The organism is Staphylococcus sp. 11511212, assembly GCF_011394755.1.
GTDB classification, from domain to species: Bacteria; Bacillota; Bacilli; order Staphylococcales; family Staphylococcaceae; genus Staphylococcus; species Staphylococcus chromogenes.
This window is the reverse complement of sequence record NZ_JAANBQ010000003.1, coordinates 191,598-208,818: the sequence shown is the minus strand read 5'-3', so window position 1 is coordinate 208,818 and position 17,221 is coordinate 191,598. Positions and strand designations below refer to the sequence as shown.

19 protein-coding genes and 1 other annotated feature are annotated in these 17,221 nt (G+C 35.1%); all 19 genes read right to left on the bottom strand.

Annotated elements, in window-relative coordinates:
• Positions 1–13: 13 nt before the first annotated feature.
• Positions 14–532: an adenine phosphoribosyltransferase gene (locus tag G8Y84_RS02425; protein WP_037574204.1), complete on the bottom strand. Its 519-nt coding sequence runs from the start codon at positions 530–532 to the stop codon at positions 14–16.
• A gap of 11 nt (positions 533–543) precedes the next feature.
• Complete coding sequence (gene recJ, locus G8Y84_RS02420; protein WP_037574205.1) at positions 544–2,826, bottom strand: single-stranded-DNA-specific exonuclease RecJ; 2,283 nt, start codon at positions 2,824–2,826, stop codon at positions 544–546.
• Positions 2,827–3,066: 240 nt separating this feature from the next.
• Positions 3,067–5,346, bottom strand: a complete 2,280-nt coding sequence (secDF, locus tag G8Y84_RS02415) for a protein translocase subunit SecDF (protein ID WP_037574208.1) — start codon at positions 5,344–5,346, stop codon at positions 3,067–3,069.
• Positions 5,347–5,714: 368 nt separating this feature from the next.
• A complete protein-coding gene (yajC, locus tag G8Y84_RS02410) occupies positions 5,715–5,978 on the bottom strand; it encodes a preprotein translocase subunit YajC (RefSeq protein ID WP_037574211.1) in 264 nt (87 codons plus the stop codon).
• A 15-nt stretch (positions 5,979–5,993) separates the two neighbouring features.
• Positions 5,994–7,133 (bottom strand): tRNA guanosine(34) transglycosylase Tgt, encoded by a 1,140-nt coding sequence (tgt, locus tag G8Y84_RS02405; protein ID WP_037574214.1) that lies wholly within the window; start codon positions 7,131–7,133, stop codon positions 5,994–5,996.
• 18 nt (positions 7,134–7,151) lie between these two features.
• Complete coding sequence (queA, locus tag G8Y84_RS02400; protein ID WP_037574217.1) at positions 7,152–8,177, bottom strand: tRNA preQ1(34) S-adenosylmethionine ribosyltransferase-isomerase QueA; 1,026 nt, start codon at positions 8,175–8,177, stop codon at positions 7,152–7,154.
• 17 nt (positions 8,178–8,194) lie between these two features.
• Complete coding sequence (gene ruvB / locus G8Y84_RS02395; protein WP_165806093.1) at positions 8,195–9,190, bottom strand: Holliday junction branch migration DNA helicase RuvB; 996 nt, start codon at positions 9,188–9,190, stop codon at positions 8,195–8,197.
• Positions 9,191–9,203: 13 nt separating this feature from the next.
• Positions 9,204–9,806 (bottom strand): Holliday junction branch migration protein RuvA, encoded by a 603-nt coding sequence (gene ruvA, locus G8Y84_RS02390; RefSeq protein ID WP_037574224.1) that lies wholly within the window; start codon positions 9,804–9,806, stop codon positions 9,204–9,206.
• A 12-nt stretch (positions 9,807–9,818) separates the two neighbouring features.
• Positions 9,819–10,262 (bottom strand): ACT domain-containing protein, encoded by a 444-nt coding sequence (locus tag G8Y84_RS02385; protein ID WP_037574227.1) that lies wholly within the window; start codon positions 10,260–10,262, stop codon positions 9,819–9,821.
• 15 nt (positions 10,263–10,277) lie between these two features.
• Complete coding sequence (gene obgE / locus G8Y84_RS02380) at positions 10,278–11,567, bottom strand: GTPase ObgE (protein ID WP_037574230.1); 1,290 nt, start codon at positions 11,565–11,567, stop codon at positions 10,278–10,280.
• A 230-nt stretch (positions 11,568–11,797) separates the two neighbouring features.
• On the bottom strand, positions 11,798–12,082 hold the full coding sequence (rpmA, locus tag G8Y84_RS02375) for a 50S ribosomal protein L27 (RefSeq protein WP_037574233.1): 285 nt from the start codon (positions 12,080–12,082) through the stop codon (positions 11,798–11,800).
• A gap of 10 nt (positions 12,083–12,092) precedes the next feature.
• Positions 12,093–12,413, bottom strand: coding sequence for a ribosomal-processing cysteine protease Prp (locus tag G8Y84_RS02370; RefSeq protein WP_037574236.1), 321 nt, complete (start codon positions 12,411–12,413; stop codon positions 12,093–12,095).
• Between the two features lie 2 nt (positions 12,414–12,415).
• Positions 12,416–12,724 carry a 50S ribosomal protein L21 gene (rplU, locus tag G8Y84_RS02365; protein ID WP_037574239.1) on the bottom strand — a complete coding sequence of 103 codons (309 nt, stop codon included), beginning with the start codon at positions 12,722–12,724 and terminating at the stop codon, positions 12,416–12,418.
• Between the two features lie 11 nt (positions 12,725–12,735).
• Positions 12,736–12,808, bottom strand: a sequence feature (ribosomal protein L21 leader region).
• 28 nt (positions 12,809–12,836) lie between these two features.
• Positions 12,837–13,361 (bottom strand): rod shape-determining protein MreD, encoded by a 525-nt coding sequence (gene mreD / locus G8Y84_RS02360; RefSeq protein WP_037574242.1) that lies wholly within the window; start codon positions 13,359–13,361, stop codon positions 12,837–12,839.
• Positions 13,358–14,194, bottom strand: a complete 837-nt coding sequence (gene mreC / locus G8Y84_RS02355; RefSeq protein ID WP_105965412.1) for a rod shape-determining protein MreC — start codon at positions 14,192–14,194, stop codon at positions 13,358–13,360. The genes mreD and mreC overlap by 4 nt, the downstream gene beginning before the upstream one ends.
• A gap of 542 nt (positions 14,195–14,736) precedes the next feature.
• Positions 14,737–14,874 (bottom strand): hypothetical protein, encoded by a 138-nt coding sequence (locus G8Y84_RS02350; protein WP_165806092.1) that lies wholly within the window; start codon positions 14,872–14,874, stop codon positions 14,737–14,739.
• A gap of 73 nt (positions 14,875–14,947) precedes the next feature.
• Positions 14,948–15,406 carry a DUF4930 family protein gene (locus G8Y84_RS02345; RefSeq protein ID WP_105965411.1) on the bottom strand — a complete coding sequence of 153 codons (459 nt, stop codon included), beginning with the start codon at positions 15,404–15,406 and terminating at the stop codon, positions 14,948–14,950.
• A gap of 340 nt (positions 15,407–15,746) precedes the next feature.
• A complete protein-coding gene (radC, locus tag G8Y84_RS02340) occupies positions 15,747–16,433 on the bottom strand; it encodes a RadC family protein (RefSeq protein ID WP_037574251.1) in 687 nt (228 codons plus the stop codon).
• The gene (locus G8Y84_RS02335) at positions 16,433–17,134 is read right to left on the bottom strand and encodes a prepilin peptidase (protein WP_255201405.1); all 702 of its coding nucleotides are present in this window, start codon (positions 17,132–17,134) and stop codon (positions 16,433–16,435) included. The genes radC and G8Y84_RS02335 overlap by 1 nt, the downstream gene beginning before the upstream one ends.
• Between the last annotated feature and the right edge of the window lie 87 nt (positions 17,135–17,221).

Genomic DNA, 17,221 nt, shown 5'->3' with positions numbered 1-17,221 from the left:
TTATCATGATGACTTATTCATCGTAAGAAATTAAACACATTACGTCGTAGTCTTTTATTTTTTCGATACCATTTAAATATGCTAATTCGATGATAAATGCAATTCCTGCCACTATGCCGCCTTGTTTTTCAACTAAATGAATCGCCGCTTCAATTGTGCCTCCTGTTGCAAGTAAATCATCTGTAATCAACACACGTTGACCTGGTTTGATAGCATCAGCATGCATCGTTAAAACATTACTACCATATTCTAAATCATATTCATATCGTATAACTTCTCTAGGGAGTTTACCCTCTTTGCGAACAGGGGCAAAACCGATACCCATGGCATAAGCAACTGGACATCCAATGATAAAGCCACGTGCTTCAGGGCCGACAACAATGTCAACATTCTTTTCTTTCGCATATTTTACAATTTGATCAGTCGCATACCCATATGCCTCACCATTATCCATTATTGTTGTAATATCTTTAAAATTTACTCCCTTTTTAGGCCAATCTTGGACCTCTGAGACATATTTTTTTAAATCCATGCTTTTCCTCCTCATTTGTCTTCGCGCATTTCATCTTCCATCCAATTTTTAATAGATGGAAAATCTGCATATAATAACTGCTTTTCAACTTCAATTCTATGCAACCGTCCTTGGTATATTCGACTAGAAGTAATCTCTTGTTTTGGAGCAGTCGTATTTATTTCAATTATACCATCATTTTGTCGAATAAAATGCAAATCAAGAAAGACTTTTAGTATAAATTTTAATAACTGTGGCTCAATGTTTAAATATTGACTCAATGACACACCCTCTTGTACTAAATCAAACTTCCCTTTTTGTAATAGCGTTTTATAGCACAATTTAAACGTTTCCATTTTGGGAAATCCTTCAAAATAAATCGATTTATCATGCGAAAATTGTAAATAAATTTGAGAGGCTTTAATTTTGTGTAATGATACTTTAAAATCGTCAATAGTTAGAGGAAGGTCACGTAATACACACTTGTCATATGAATGCGTTATCGGTTCGCCATAATAATACTCATTATCATGTTGTTTTTCACGATTTGGATGTATTAGAAAGCATGTTTTAGCGTCCTCAATCATATTGGGTAGACGTTTATTTTTACTACGATAATCTAAAATTTGACGCCCCTGACTATGCATATCCTTTAGAATAAATTGAGGTGTTCTATTCCCATTCCACTCATTAATTTGTAATTCGCCAATAACATTCAAAGATTGATCTGGCATAAGTTCATGGATGCGGTGGCCTTCATTCCAAAATAGTCCTTGTAGCTTTTGTTCTTTAAAGGAAATTTTTAAATGATTTTTTTGTTGACCTATCGCTTTAGCCTCTTTTATTGTCAGTTGATTAATACGCAATAGCGGTCGTTCAAATTGCATGCCAAATGGACGTAACCGTTCAAGAGAACTGATATTGTCTACAGTAATATCCTCTTGATCAATGAGCGCATCGATGATTTTCTCAGGTTGCAACTCTGACGCTGTAAATTGTGCTTTCATATATGCATTTAAAGCTTCTTTCAGTGGTTCAACTTGCTCAATAGTCAGTGTCAAACCCGCTGCAGCATGATGCCCTCCAAATTTTTCAATCAGTTGGGATTGTTGAGACAATATATCAAACATGGATACTTGAGAAATACTTCTTGCCGAACCTTTTGCATGTTGTTTGTCATAATCAATATTCAAAATCATTGTTGGCTTTTGATATTGTTCAACTATCCGTGAAGCGACAATACCTAAAATCCCTTCATGCCAATCTTCTTTATATAAAACTAAAAATTGGGCGCCTTCTTTTATTTGCGCATCTGCTATAACTAAGGCCTCTTCAGTCACAGTTTGAACAATAGATTTTCGTTCTTGATTAAAATGTTCAACTTGCTCTGCTAAAAATAATGCTTCATTTTCATCATGACACATTAGCAATTCCGCAGCTAATCGTGCATCATCTAAACGTCCTACCGCATTTAAGCGGGGGCCAATTGTAAATCCAATTGTTTCTTCAGTAATCACGTCATCATAACGCGCTTCATTTAAAAGTGCTTTAAGTGCAATAGGCACCTCACGATTCATCAAACGTAAGCCGCTTTTAACAATGCTTCGATTTTCATCTATCATCGGTACTAAATCAGCAATTGTCCCAATCATCGCATAAATCCAAAATTCATCTGGGATATCTGGTGTTAAATGTTGAGCTACTTTTAAAGCAACACCCGCACCACATAAATACGGAAATGGATATTCGAAATCAGGATGCATAGGATGGACAATAGCATAGGCTTTAGGCAATGTTGCCCCTATTTCATGGTGGTCCGTGACAATCACATCCACACCCAGTTGTTGAATCATTTCAATTTCTTCATGACCTTGTATTCCATTATCAACAGTGATGATGAGTTTTACGCCTTCCTCATAAGCTTGTTTAAAGGCTTCAGCACTTGGTCCATAACCTTCAGAAAAGCGATTGGGGATATACCATCCTACAATTGCTCCCATCTTTTCTAACGTCTGCACTAAAATAGTAGTTGACGTGACACCATCAGCATCATAATCACCATAAACTAAAATTGGTTCCTCTGCTTCAATCGCTTGATGAATACGTTGTGTCGCTTTTTCAATATCACTAAGTAAAGACGAATCGTGACTTATAGGTGTAGGAGCTAAAAATTGCTCGATTTCCTCGTGTGACACAATCCCTTTACTTTCCAAAATCACTTTCATTAAAGATGTAATTTTAAAACTTTCAAGCGTTTCTTTAGAAATCTCCCCTTGAGGAGACCTAGAAACCCATTTAAATTTAGAACTAATCATAAAACCCCGCCTCATTTCATATCAAAAACATTATAACAAAAAAATGCTAGCATCTTCATTCTTCGTATTCATTTTTTATATTGCATTAAAGTAGACACAGGATTTAACAGTGATTAAAATTCTATAGCTTTCTAATTGCTAGCGAGCTTTATATCTCCCCTCTGAACTTAATTTCCTCAAAAAGAAAGCCCTTCCCTAACTTTCATATAAAATGAAATATTAGGAAAGGACATTTAAAAGTTACACAATGACTTTTTCTTCGTTTGTACGTTTACGTTTATAAACCACGAGTTTATGATTATCGGATTTACGTAATTCTCGTTTTTTCAAAATACCCCAGAACGGTACTGCAATGAAGATAGATGAAAAGACACCTGAAACTAAACCGATAAGTAATGCAAGTGAGAAGTTAAAGATACTTGATGCACCAAATATTAAGAGTGCTACAACCACTACGACCACTGTTAATACAGTGTTGATAGAACGAGTCAATGTTTGACGTATCGCACTATTGACGATGTAATCAATTTCCTCTTCTTTAGTAATCACTTTAACTTTACGTAGCATTTCACGAACTCGGTCAAAGGTTACAATAGTATCATTAATTGAATAACCAATAATCGTTAAAACTGCAGCAATAAATGTAATATCAACTTCAAGTCTGAAAAGACTAAACACTGCAATGATCATAAATGCATCGTGTAGTAATGAAATAATTGATGAAATTCCCATACGCCACTCAAATCTGAGTGAAATATAAATAATCATACCGATTGAAGCGAGCAATACAGCTAACATAGCGTTCTTGGCTAATTCTTGACCAATCACAGGTGATACTGTATTGACTGTTGGTTCATGGCCAAACTCGTCTTTAATTGTAGATTTTACTTTTGAAACTTCTTCTTTCGATAAATCATGCTTAAATTGCATTGAAGCTTTAGTATCATTATTGCCCCCGATAGATAATTGATCAGGTTTTAATCCGATGCTGTCCATTTTCTTCTCAACATCGGCTTGTTTTAATGCATGATTACTTTCAGCATCAATACGTGTTCCTGCGGTAAAATCTATACCTAAGTTCAGTTTGAAAATAAACAATATGATAATACCAGTAGCAATAATCAGTCCACTTAATGCAAATAATGGTTTTGCTAATTTCATAAAATCAATTCGGTCATAAGGCGTAGTTAATTCAGAAACATCTTTACCCTCATTAATATTATGAATTTGAGATTTTTTAACGCCGAACCACCATAATTTCTTTTTAAAGAAATTAGAATAAACAATAAGCGATAATAATATTCTTGTTAAAAATACAGCTGTTACGAAACTCATCAAGATGGCCAATAATAGCATTGTGGCAAAACCTTTAACAGAGCTTTCACCAAAGAAGAAAAGAACGGTAGCCGCTAATACTGTCGTTAAATTGGCATCTAAAATCGTTATAAATGAGGACTTATTCGCTTTCTTATAGGCTTGCTTTAAATTTCTTCCTATACGTAACTCGTCTTTTATACGTTCGTACATGATAATATTGGCATCTACTGCCATCCCGACACCAAGGACCAACGCAGCCAGTCCAGGGAGCGTGAGCACCCCAGAAATAAAGTTAAAAGCAACTAGTGTTAAATACACGTATGTTGTTAATGTAATGACTGCAATGAGTCCTGGCAATCGATAGAAGAACAACATAAATAAATAAATAATACTAATACCAATAATAGAGGCGAAAATTGTTTTTTGAAGCGCATCTTGACCAAATTGTGCACCTACAGAGGTAGAATAAATTTCGTCTAATTTAACTGGTAAAGAACCTGAGTTAAGTAAGTCGGCAATTTGTTTCGCTTCAGTGACACCTTTTTCACCTTGAAATCCTCCAGAAATTTCTACGTTAGGAGAATTGATAGGTTGATCTACAGAAGCTGCAGAAACATATTTTGGATTCTCTTTTGTTTTTTCTTTTTGATAACTATCTCCTTTTTGATAGTCTAACCAAACGACCATAACATTTTCTGGTTTTTTTGAAATTTCTTCTGTTACTTTTTTAAATTTATCACTATCTTTCAACTTAAAAGTAACAGCGGGTTGGTTTGTATTTTGTTTAAACTCTTGTTTAGCAGAACCTTGAACTAAATCTTTACCTGTAAGTTTAACTTTGTCTTCAGAATCCCGAATTGTTAAGTTTGCTTGAGAAGATAAAATTTTTCGCGCTTGTTCTTGGTCTTTAACACCCGCAAGTTGTACACGAATTCGATTTTGATCTTCAACTTGAATTTTCGGTTCAGAGACACCTAAAACGTTGACACGGCGTTCTAACGTTTTAGCGGTAGATTGTACGGCGGTTTTATCAATCTTATCACCATCAGATAATGGTTTTACTTGATACAAAACTTCAAATCCGCCCTGTAAATCAAGTCCTAAATTAACATCTTTAATCACATTTTTATATGTCGCCGCCATTCCACCAAACAGCAGTACGACTAATAATAAAAATGCAATGAGTCTACTGACTTTTTTCACATAAACACCTCTTTTTAGCTTATAAAACTAGCATACTTTAGTTGTAGTAACGCGCGCAAGTGATTTTAATATCCTTTAATATTAATTAAATATTTAGTCATTAGAATCGCAGCTTTTTTCTAATTTGGCCTATTGAAGCCATTTCCTTAACAACAGTCAGTTATTTTTTAAAACCAACTATTTTAAAATAGAAAACTATCGTATCTGATTTTGATATTTAACCAGTTAACAACTGTACGCCTTTTATCTTTTAATTTCAAATAATTGCCCAATTTTGTTTAATATTGATGCCATAAAAAAACGGGATTGAACCATCCACTTTGCGTAAAGCGATGTCTCATCCCGAATTAGCCATTGTAACCTTTAAATTACGATGGATCTACTTGTTTAATGGCTTGTTTTTCAAATGTCATTTCTGTTCCTTTGCCATTCACAATGACAACTGCTGTCGTTTCATCAACAGCACGAACCGTCCCTTTAATGCCACCAATCGTTGTGACACGTTGTCCAGATTGTAACTGAGACACCATCTCACGGTGTTCTTTCGCACGCTTTTGTTGCGGACGAATCATAAAGAACCACATAACCACAAAGAGTAGGATTAATGGTAATAAACTAAGTAATGAAGACATAAAATAAACTCCTATCTAGAAATTTTTCGGATTTTTAACATTAAGACCATATTGTTCGAAAAATTCTTCTTTAAAATCTAAAAGACGGTCTTCTCGAATTGCTTGTCTAATGTTCTCCATTAATTTTAGCAGAAAATGAAGGTTATGATAAGTAGTTAAACGTATACCGAACGTTTCATCTGCTTTAATTAAATGTCTTAAATAGGCTCGCGTATAGTTTTTACATGTATAGCAGTCACAATTTTCATCAAGTGGTCGAAAGTCATCTTTAAACTTAGCGTTTTTCACAACAAGGCGCCCTTCGGAAGTCATACACGTTCCATTACGGGCGATACGTGTTGGAAGTACACAGTCAAACATATCCATTCCACGGATACTACATTCAATCAACGCATCAGGTGAACCGACGCCCATTAAATAACGCGGTTTATTTTCGGGCATAAATTGAACTGTATGCTCTACCATATCATACATGACAGGTTTTGGTTCCCCAACAGATAATCCGCCTATTGCATAACCAGGAAAATCGAGTTTCACGAGATCTTCTGCACTTTGTTGACGTAAATCTTTGTATTCTCCACCTTGAATAATGCCAAACAAAGCTTGATCTTCTGGACGTTGGTGCGCTTTTTTGCAGCGTTCTGCCCATCGCGTTGTCCGTTCAATTGAATCTTTGACATATTTGTATTCGGCTGGCATAGGTGGACATTCATCAAATGCCATAATAATATCTGATCCTAAATCATTTTGAATACGTATAGAATCTTCCGGTGATAAAAATAGTTTTGAACCATTTGCGTGATGTCTAAACTCCACGCCTTCTTCAGTGATTTTTCTTAAATCACTAAGACTAAACACTTGGAAACCACCTGAATCGGTTAAAATAGGCCCATCCCAATTCATAAATTGGTGTAAGCCTCCCGCTTTTTTCACAATATCATTACCTGGTTGTAACCATAAATGATACGTATTGCCTAAAATGATTTTGGCTTCCATTTGTTTCAATTCTTCTGGACTCATTGTTTTTACGGTTGCTTTAGTGCCTACAGGCATAAACATCGGCGTTTCAAATGAACCATGTGGTGTGTGAACAATTCCAAGTCGCGCCCCAGATTGCTTGCACGTTTTTATATGTTCGTATGTTACAGCTGGCATAGTCAAACCCTCTCTATATTAAATAATAATCATTGCATCCCCAAAGCTGAAAAAGCGATATTTTGATTCTACTGCATGCGCATAGGCATTTAACACGTATTGTCTTGAACTAAATGCTGAAACGAGCATGACTAATGTGGATTTTGGGAGATGAAAATTAGTAATCAAACCATCTATTGCTTTAAATTCAAAGCCTGGATAAATAAAAATATTTGTCCATCCACTTGTCGCTTTAAATGTATCAAAATCTCTCATTATTGTTTCTAAAGTTCGTGTTGAAGTCGTTCCAACAGAAATAATACGATGTCCACTTGCTTTAGTAGTGTTCAAAATGTCTGCTGTTTCTTGTGTCATTGTGTAATATTCGCTATGCATTTCGTGATCATCTATATTTTCTACACTGACAGGACGAAACGTTCCTAATCCTACATGTAGTGTGACAAAAGCGATATTAACACCTTTTTGTTGCACTTCATTTAAAAGTTCATCCGTAAAATGCAAGCCAGCAGTTGGTGCAGCTGCAGATCCTGAGGCTTTTGCATACACAGTTTGATAACGATCTTGATCATCTAAACGCTCTTTAATATATGGCGGTAGCGGCATTTCACCTAATTCATCTAGACGCTCTTGAAGAATCCCTTCATAGGTGAGCCGCATAATTCTTCCCCCTTGGTCTAATTCTTTGATACAGGTTGCTATTATTTTGTCATTACCAAAAGAAATAGACTGTCCGACTTTAATACGTTTGGCCGGTTTTAAAAGGACTTCCCAATCGTCACCCTCAATATTCGTTAACATTAACATTTCAACTTTTGCATTTGTCTCAGTTTTAACACCGAACAAGCGCGCAGGCATCACTTTTGTATCATTCAAAACTAAAGTATCGCCAGGTTCAAAAAATGATACAACATCTTTAAAGTGTAAATCTTTTACATCACCTGTCTGACGGTTTAAATAGAGTAGTCGACTCGTATCACGATCTTTAAGAGGAGTTTGCGCAATTAACGCCTCTGGCAAATAGTAATTAAATTCTTCTATATTCATGCTTAATGGTCCCTCGCTTAAATAGGATAATTAAAATGTGCGTATGCTTTTGGCGTCGCTTTACGACCTCGAGGCGTACGTTCAATAAAACCTTGTTGTATTAAAAACGGTTCATAAACATCCTCAATCGTAATACGCTCTTCGCCGATAGAAACTGCAATTGTATCTAATCCCACAGGGCCTCCTCGATACTGTTCGATAATACAAGCCATCATTTTATGGTCAATATAATCCAAACCTTCTTCATCAACTTGAAGTAAATCTAAAGCATATTTCGTTGTTTCAATATAAATTTGATCATCTTCATTAACTTGTTGAAAATCTCGTATCCGTTTTAAAAGTCGGTTCGCAATTCGAGGAGTTCCACGACTTCTTTTCGCAATTTCAAGCGCACTTTCTGTATCAATCGTCGTACCTAGAACTTCTGCAGTACGTGTAATGATTTGCTGTAGCTCGTGCGTTTTGTAGTATTCTAATCTAAGATGGACTCCGAAACGATCCCGTAGTGGACTTGTTAAACTTCCAGCACGCGTTGTCGCACCCACCAATGTAAATGGGGGTAAGTCGATACGAATACTTCTAGCTTCTTCCCCTTTACCTACGATGATATCTAGGAAAAAATCTTCCATTGCTGGATAAAGTACCTCTTCTACGACACTACTCAAACGATGAATTTCATCAATAAATAATACATCGCCTGGTTGGAGTCCAGTTAAAATAGCTGCTAAATCTCCCGGACGCTCTATCGAAGGACCAGACACCGTTCTTAAATTTACATTCATTTCATTTGCGATGATATGTGAAAGTGTTGTTTTACCTAACCCAGGAGGCCCAAACAATAAAACATGATCTAGTGGTTCCTTTCTAAGTTGTGCCGCCTTGATAAAAACTTCTAAGTTAGATTTAATGGAAGATTGTCCAATATATTGGCGTAAGCGATCGGGCCTTAACGAGAGTTCAAATTCGTGCTTCTCTGTGTTTTCATGACCATCTACCATTCGATTATCATCCATAGAAATCCCCCTTTTAAGAGATGAGATGTTGTAATCCAAATTTTACTGCTTCGTCAACAGATTCAAAGTTTTCTTTCGCCATTTTTTTATCGATTTTAGTAAGTTCTCGTTTAGAATAACCTAACGCTTCTAATGCGAGTAAAGCATCATCTTTAATTTGTGCATGTTTAGAAGGCATCTCATGTGTTACAAGCATTTCTTCACTTTCTTCAGTTATAACGACTTTGCCTTTCAAATCAAGGACAATTTGACGGGCAGTTTTTTTACCGATACCTGGAAATTGCGTTAAATAGGCGTCATTTTCATTTTCAATCGCACGTTTCACTTGATTAGGTGTACTTGCAGCTAAAATGGCAAGTGCAGATTTAGGCCCAATCCCTGTAACTTTAATAAGACTTAAAAACATATCCTTTTCTTCTAAATCGCTAAAACCATATAAAAGTTGCGCATCTTCACGTACAATAAGCGCTGTAAATATTGTCGTTTCTTGATGTAACTGACTTTGAAACCGATACGAATTAGGCGTTTGGATTTCAAATGCAATGCCGCCTGATGTTTCAATAACGACGTGTGTAGGATACAAATGTTGTAGTTTCCCTTTTATATATGCATACATAGTGGCTTCTCCTTACATATTCATCCCTATAATATCAACATTAAATACATTTTCCATTTGTCTTAACGAATTGATAATATCATAGACATTCATTTCCGATTTACTTGCATTTAAAGATAAAGTAATAGAGGCTTTTTTATCTATTGGCACACTTTGATGAATCGTTAAAACGGATAATTTTAATTGTGATATTTTTTCAAGAATTGTAGCTAGTGTGCCTACCTTATCCGTCACAAATAAAATAATTGTAAATTCCTTGGAAGCACTTTTCACTTCATCCAACGGAAATATTGTATCACGGTATTTATAAAAAGCACTTCTAGAACAATCATGTATTTTTACAGCTTCTTGCACAGTGAGAGAAGGATTATCATTGAGCGCTTCTTTGACACGTAGTACCTTAGATACCACATAGGGCAATACATCTTCACGAATTAAATAATATTGATATTTCATGCTGATTCGCTCCTATTATTCTACAAATTCGAACTCGCCGCCTAAAATACGTACGATATCTCCGTTTTCTGCACCACGTTCACGTAACGCATCATCAATACCCATAGATCGCATTTGGCGTGCAAATCGTCTTACTGCTGGGTCACTATTGAAATCAGTCATTTTGAAGAGTCGTTCAATAGCATTTCCACTCACAACGTACGCACCATCATCATCTCGTGAAATCGTGAATTTATCTTGTGAAGGCGTATGTTTATAAACAACACGGTTCACGCCTGGATCATCTTCTTCTGCATTGAAATCGATGTCTTTCACTGATTCGAGTGTATTTGCAATTTCGTAAAGTAACTGATCAATATTTTCACGAGTGTATGCTGAAATAGCGATAATTGGATAGTCTTCTTCCAATTGAGATTTGAACAATTCAAGTTGATCTTCAGCCTCTGGCATATCCATTTTATTCGCTACGATAATTTGTGGTCTTTTTTCTAGTTTTTCTTCATAAGCGCGCATTTCTTTATTTATTGTTAAATAATCCTCGTAAGGATCACGGCCTTCCATACCACTCATATCGATAACGTGAACAATTACTTTTGTTCGTTCAACATGACGTAAAAATTGATGTCCTAGCCCGATTCCTTCAGATGCACCTTCAATTAATCCTGGCAAGTCTGCCATTACGAAGCTTCGTTGATCTGGCGTAGTAACAACGCCTAAATTTGGCTGTATCGTCGTAAAGTGATAGGCACCAATTTTAGGTTTAGCTTGAGATACTATCGACAACAATGTGGATTTACCAACACTTGGAAAACCTACTAAACCAACGTCAGCTAGTAATTTAAGTTCTAATGTGACTTCTATTTCTTCACCTGGCTCACCATTTTCGCTGAAATCTGGTGCGGGATTTTTAGGGGTCGCAAATCGAGAATTCCCTCGTCCGCCACGGCCACCTTTAGCGATAGTTGCACGTTGACCATGTTCTACTAAATCCGCCAATGTTTCCTCTGTTTCGACATCTTTAACAATCGTTCCTGGAGGGACTTTGAGGATAAGATCTTGTGCATTTTTCCCGTGCATATTACTGCTTTGGCCATTCTCACCCTTTTTAGCTTTAAAATGGCGCTGAAATCTAAAGTCCATTAATGTTCTTAGTCCTTCATCAACTTCAAAAACGACAGACGCCCCACGACCGCCATCTCCTCCAGCGGGTCCACCGAAGGGAACATATTTCTCACGACGATACGCAGTAATACCATTTCCACCGTCGCCTGCTTTTAAGAATATTTTTACTTGATCGACAAACATGATTTCACCTCTTTTTCATTTTATACATTTCCTACATAGCTATAAAGCGATAAGTGAAACTTACCACATGATTATTTATAAGGTTCCACTGGCTTACAAATTTCTATGTATTCCTCTCAATATATTCAAGCTATGTTTTCTTCCATCTTACATTATCAAAATGGTTTTTAAAAAGCTTAGATAAAAAAGAAACACCAGAAGTAACCTTCTGGTGTGAGTATATTGACAAATTATTCAGCAACTGCGTATACAGATACTTGTTTTTTGTCGCGACCTTTACGTTCAAATTTTACAACGCCATCGATTTTAGCGAATAATGTATCATCGCCACCACGACCTACGTTTTCACCTGGGTAAATTTTTGTTCCACGTTGACGGAATAAAATAGATCCACCAGTAACATATTGACCATCAGCACGTTTAGCACCTAAACGTTTAGATTCAGAGTCACGTCCGTTTTTTGTAGAACTTACCCCTTTTTTAGATGCGAAAAATTGTAAGTTTAATTTAAGCATGAGTTACACCTCACTTATAATTTAGTTTAATGAATTCTTTATATTCTTCTTCAATCGTTTGCAATGAGATTAACATAGATTGTAAGATTAACTGTGCTTTTTCATTAGATGTATCTACGCTACGGAAATGAAAATAGCCTCCGTCATCACTATAATCTATATCAGGTCTTTCAGAAGTTAATCCAATAATAGCATTAACACTACCAAAAAGTACAGCTGAGGCACCTGCACACACAATATCTTGTCCGTGCTCAGCAAAGTCAGCATGTCCATCCATTATCACATCTGTGACCTGTCCGTCATCATTTAATTTGATATCGACATTAATCATAATTATAAACTGATTTTATCGATAGTTAACTTAGTATATGGTTGACGGTGACCTTTTTTGCGTTTTGAGTCTTTACGACGACGGTAAGTAAATACAGTGATTTTTTTACCACGACCGTGTTTATTGATTTTCGCAGATACTGTTGCACCTTCGATTGTTGGGGCACCAACAGTGATGTTGTCTCCACCTACGAATAAGACTTTATCAAATGTAAAAGTATCGCCTTCATTGCCGTTTAATTTTTCAACGTAAATTTCTTGGCCTTCTTCTACTTTGATTTGTTTTCCACCTGTTTCAATAATAGCAAACATACTTTGCACCTCCTATAATTAAGTCACGCCATATATAGGTGACGAATGTACTTATAACCTATATTTGAGCGGTTGTATGTAGCTAAAACTACTCAACTACTGCATCATACCATTACTTAATTTTCATGTCAATATCTCTTTTCTTTTTTTGACGGTGGTCAAGATAAGAAAAGATAAAGATAAGTAAGATAGCATTAAGTAACAAGGTTGAAGGAACTCGAAAAAGGATAAATTGAATAAAATTAAACTGTATCAAACCTACCATCGAATAGATGATGGCAACGATAATGTCAATCACGATAACTGATAACAATACGATTAAAAATACAATCGCATGATCACGATAAAATAACGAAAAAAACTTTTCGACAATCAAGATACATAGTAAATAAGTAATGAGATAAACTCCATAAATTTCTCCAAAATAAATGTCTGTCATCAGACCAAGTAGGACACCTAATATAAGTGCCGTATATAAGTTTCTGTAAAAAGTAAGGAGCAGTAAAAACATCAATGTCAGTCTAGGAACGAATACAAAATGAAGACTAAATATATGAATCGGTGAAATTAATGTGAGCAATGTGTCTACATAAAAGCACAAAATTCCTAAGATAAAGTATAGAAAAGCGTGCTTCATGAGGCATCACCTGCTGAAGGGTTTATCGTTTTAGGATCACGCTTAGCCACATATACTGTTCCTATTTGGTTTAAATCTGCACCTGTCTTAACAACCACTTGTTTAGATAGTCCGTATTGATCATTTTGAACTTTTTCAACTTTACCTACATAGATCCCTTTAGGTAATTGATCACCTAGACCACTTGTAATGACTTTATCTCCTTCATTCACTTTATGACTATTATCAATATCTGAAATGATGAGTCTATCATTTTTTTCATCATAATGATCGATTAAGCCGAATGCTTCTTCATCTTTATTTTGAATATGAACTGAAAGTCTATTCGTACGCCCTTTTGTCGAAATTAAATTCACTTGAGAAGAAAAAGCGTTCACTTTGCTAACACGGCCAATTAATCCATCTGATGTAAGTACTGCCATATTTTCCTTAATCCCGGCTTTTTCTCCTTTATCAATAATAATCGTATTAATCCATTGATCAGGATGACGCGCAATGACATTCACAGCAAGAGGATCATACTTAGAAATATCACTGACATTGAGTTCTTTTCGCAGTTTGTTATTTTCTGATTGAAGTCGTTGATTATCAGCTTTTAATTGATTTTCTTTTTCAGTGGGTTTGGCATCGTTTTGAAATATTGCACGTGTAGTCCCAGAAACGACTTGTACAGGATATGTAAAAATACGTTGACCGAACGATATCGTATCACTCGCATATTGTTCTGGTATAGATTGTGAGTGCGAACGTAAAGATAACCCTATCAAAGCAATAAAAATGATAAGTGCACAAAATAAAACGATTAACTTATTGTTTTTAAAAAAATGGGACAACCTCAACACCTCAATATGTAATTGTAAATAACACTCATTATTTTATATCACTCACTGGTTTAAATAAAGTATCAGCTGTATTTTTATATAAATTTCCATCACAGCGACGCAACACTCAATAAAAAAAGGGATTGGGACATAAAGATTACCAATAATTAGAAAGCCATCCAAATTTACCTGATTATAAATTTGGATGGCTATTTTGGTATAACTTAATTCAATAAAATTGAATTGGTAAAGTAAAGCTTATAACTTTAGAGTTGTGAATAAATATAGTAATTTTGATTGATTCCTAAGCCGAGACTTCTGAGGCATCTAGCCGAAACCGAAAATCCATTTTAAGATTGAGATAATCTCAATCTTAAACTATGGATCACCTATTCACCCATGTTCATAGGTGTACTGAATACGTAACTCATTTCATTCGTAACGTCTTCATGCAGAGGTGAGGCGCCTAGAAAAGCGAGGCTTTTTGGAACAATCAAATACACGAAATTAATTATGTCCCAACCTCATGGATGTTCACAGCGAAAACGAAAAGACTAATGATCTTTTTTCGTCTGATTCTCGGAGTTTTTTTCGTCTTCTTTATATAAAGTTTCGTCTTTTCGCCATTGTGCAAATAATTTCTGCGCTTTTAATTGTTCATTACTTTGTTGCGCATTATTTTCAGTAGACATATGACTTCACCCTTTTAAAATTTTTACCTCTATAGACTAACGTATGTGATAGGATATTTCAAATTATGTTTATTTACCGAAAAGATGGAAGTGGACGCATATTGATTTGATGGCCAAGTTGATTTAAATCATAGTATAAATCGTGCTCTGTCGTATATACTCTCACTTTGTTACTTCCAAACTTATACATGATATACTGTGAATCTCGTTCAGCAATTAAATAATCATTATCATAACCCATTCTGCTAAATGCATTGACTTGCATAAACTCATATTTATCAATCCAATTAAAAAATTGTCTAGCTTGATTTGGAGGGACATTACGCAGAATTTCATTATCCTCGGCCACATATTTTTGACCTTGTGGAGGGATGTTGTAGCCTTCTTCATCTACATTTTTTTGTGTATAGGCATTGAGAGGATTCCAATGAGCATCTTTAATAACAGGTACATGTTTAAATACAAAATAGCATAATATAACCAATAGAAAAATTAGAGTTATTATTTTGAATAAACTTATTATCGCTCTCATAGGTTGCCTCCTTTATCACATCTATTATATACGAAACCTTATATCTAACGCCTCATTCCCCAGACTTAATTTAATCACGAGCGCAAGACGGATGCAATTATTATCTAAAATCAGTATGATAGAGTAAAGGAGTGACAACTGTTGAGCATAATTTCCATATTTCTTATTATTCTACTAGTTGTATTGCTATTTAGAGTGAGTGTTTCCATCATTCGCTTTTTGATAAAAGCTGGTATATTTGTACTATTTATTTATTTGTGTTATAAATTATTTATGTTGCTTGCTGAAAATTTTCAACTTTAATGTAAAACGTTACACAGCTATTTGTTGTGTAACGTTTTTACATATTCTCTTCTATCTCTCCCATAATTGAAACAAACTTATGATCTCCTACGACAATATGATCTAATAATTGGATTCCCATTGTCTCTCCACATGACTTTAACCGTAATGTTGTATCAACATCTGCCTTAGATGGTGTTGGATCACCAGAAGGATGATTATGAGCAACGATGATTGCATGGGCAGAATGCTTTAATGCAATTTTAAATACCTCTCTAGGATGGATGATTGCACTATTCAAGGTACCCTTAAATAAAATTTCTTTATGCAAAATATGATGTTTAGTATTTAAAACAAATACAATGAAGTTTTCTTGTTTTTGTGACGTTAACTCATGATAAAGCATTTCAGCAATTTGATCAGGTTTTTTTATGGGAACTAATTGAGTAGAAGTCGTACGTGCATTAATGCGGTGCGCGATTTCAAAGGCCGCAAGTAAGGTAGTACTTTTGCTTTGACCTATGCCATCAAATGAGAGTAACTCTTGTAATGATAAATCTTTTAGAGATTGAAGTCCTTGGCTGTAAGAGAGTAATCTTGAAGCGATATCGATACTAGAATAACCTTTACTACCTGTATTAATTAATATGGCGATTAATTCAGTATTCGATAAAGATTTAGCACCATTTTGTAATAAGCGTTCTTTGGGCATTTCATCTGGAGAAAGATCTTTTATTCTTGGCATTATAAACCTCCAAACCAACTATTAAGTACAGGATACATATATGCAACGATAGAAAATGCGATTACAATTGAGGGGACTAAGGGAATCGTGTTTTTATAATGAAATCCAAAATAAAATATGGGGTATGTCAGCAGTGCAATTGGAAAAGTGAGCCATATCACATAAATTGAAAAATGCATAGGAAAAATGAAACTTATTATAATAAACAATTTAATATCACCAAAACCGATAAAACGTTGAAATAATATCCCTATTAAAAAGAGTATGCTGATTAAAAGTAATTTGACCAAAGAAAATTTTAAAAATTGCGGCATCAATACGAGCGTCAATAATAGTAGCAACGCCAACAACCTATGAGGGACAATAAAATATTGGATATCAATCAAACCTAAAGAGAGAAAAACTAATATTAGAAAATAGAGGTAGAACCAGTAAATTTCAAAATGTCTTGATAAAATAAAAAAACTCACAACACTTCCTAAACATTCACCGACCCATAAATACTTTGGAATTGCCTTTTGACAGTAATGGCACTTCCCCCTTAAAAAAATATAGCTCCAAATCGGTAACACCATCCACCACTGTAATGTTTTTTGACATTGTTTACATTTTGAACGAGTAAAAATACTGAATTTGGAAAGTGGATCACCAATTGAAAATTGCAGTAGAAAACTCATGATACAACTCCCCAAATAGCACATGATAAACATAAAACACCTCCTTGGTATTATTATACGGACGAATGGGTTTAATACCTAATCACTATTTTTGAAAAGATGCTTATTAAG

Coding starts and splice junctions, on each gene's coding strand:
- G8Y84_RS02425 (WP_037574204.1), bottom strand. CDS start 532: ATGGATTTAAAAAAATATGTCTCAGAGGTCCAAGATTGGCCTAAAAAG.
- recJ (WP_037574205.1), bottom strand. CDS start 2,826: ATGATTAGTTCTAAATTTAAATGGGTTTCTAGGTCTCCTCAAGGGGAG.
- yajC (WP_037574211.1), bottom strand. CDS start 5,978: ATGTCTTCATTACTTAGTTTATTACCATTAATCCTACTCTTTGTGGTT.
- tgt (WP_037574214.1), bottom strand. CDS start 7,133: ATGCCAGCTGTAACATACGAACATATAAAAACGTGCAAGCAATCTGGG.
- queA (WP_037574217.1), bottom strand. CDS start 8,177: ATGAATATAGAAGAATTTAATTACTATTTGCCAGAGGCGTTAATTGCG.
- ruvB (WP_165806093.1), bottom strand. CDS start 9,190: ATGGATGATAATCGAATGGTAGATGGTCATGAAAACACAGAGAAGCAC.
- ruvA (WP_037574224.1), bottom strand. CDS start 9,806: ATGTATGCATATATAAAAGGGAAACTACAACATTTGTATCCTACACAC.
- G8Y84_RS02385 (WP_037574227.1), bottom strand. CDS start 10,262: ATGAAATATCAATATTATTTAATTCGTGAAGATGTATTGCCCTATGTG.
- obgE (WP_037574230.1), bottom strand. CDS start 11,567: ATGTTTGTCGATCAAGTAAAAATATTCTTAAAAGCAGGCGACGGTGGA.
- rpmA (WP_037574233.1), bottom strand. CDS start 12,082: ATGCTTAAATTAAACTTACAATTTTTCGCATCTAAAAAAGGGGTAAGT.
- G8Y84_RS02370 (WP_037574236.1), bottom strand. CDS start 12,413: ATGATTAATGTCGATATCAAATTAAATGATGACGGACAGGTCACAGAT.
- rplU (WP_037574239.1), bottom strand. CDS start 12,724: ATGTTTGCTATTATTGAAACAGGTGGAAAACAAATCAAAGTAGAAGAA.
- mreD (WP_037574242.1), bottom strand. CDS start 13,361: ATGAAGCACGCTTTTCTATACTTTATCTTAGGAATTTTGTGCTTTTAT.
- G8Y84_RS02350 (WP_165806092.1), bottom strand. CDS start 14,874: ATGTCTACTGAAAATAATGCGCAACAAAGTAATGAACAATTAAAAGCG.
- G8Y84_RS02345 (WP_105965411.1), bottom strand. CDS start 15,406: ATGAGAGCGATAATAAGTTTATTCAAAATAATAACTCTAATTTTTCTA.
- radC (WP_037574251.1), bottom strand. CDS start 16,433: ATGCCAAGAATAAAAGATCTTTCTCCAGATGAAATGCCCAAAGAACGC.
- G8Y84_RS02335 (WP_255201405.1), bottom strand. CDS start 17,134: ATGTGCTATTTGGGGAGTTGTATCATGAGTTTTCTACTGCAATTTTCA.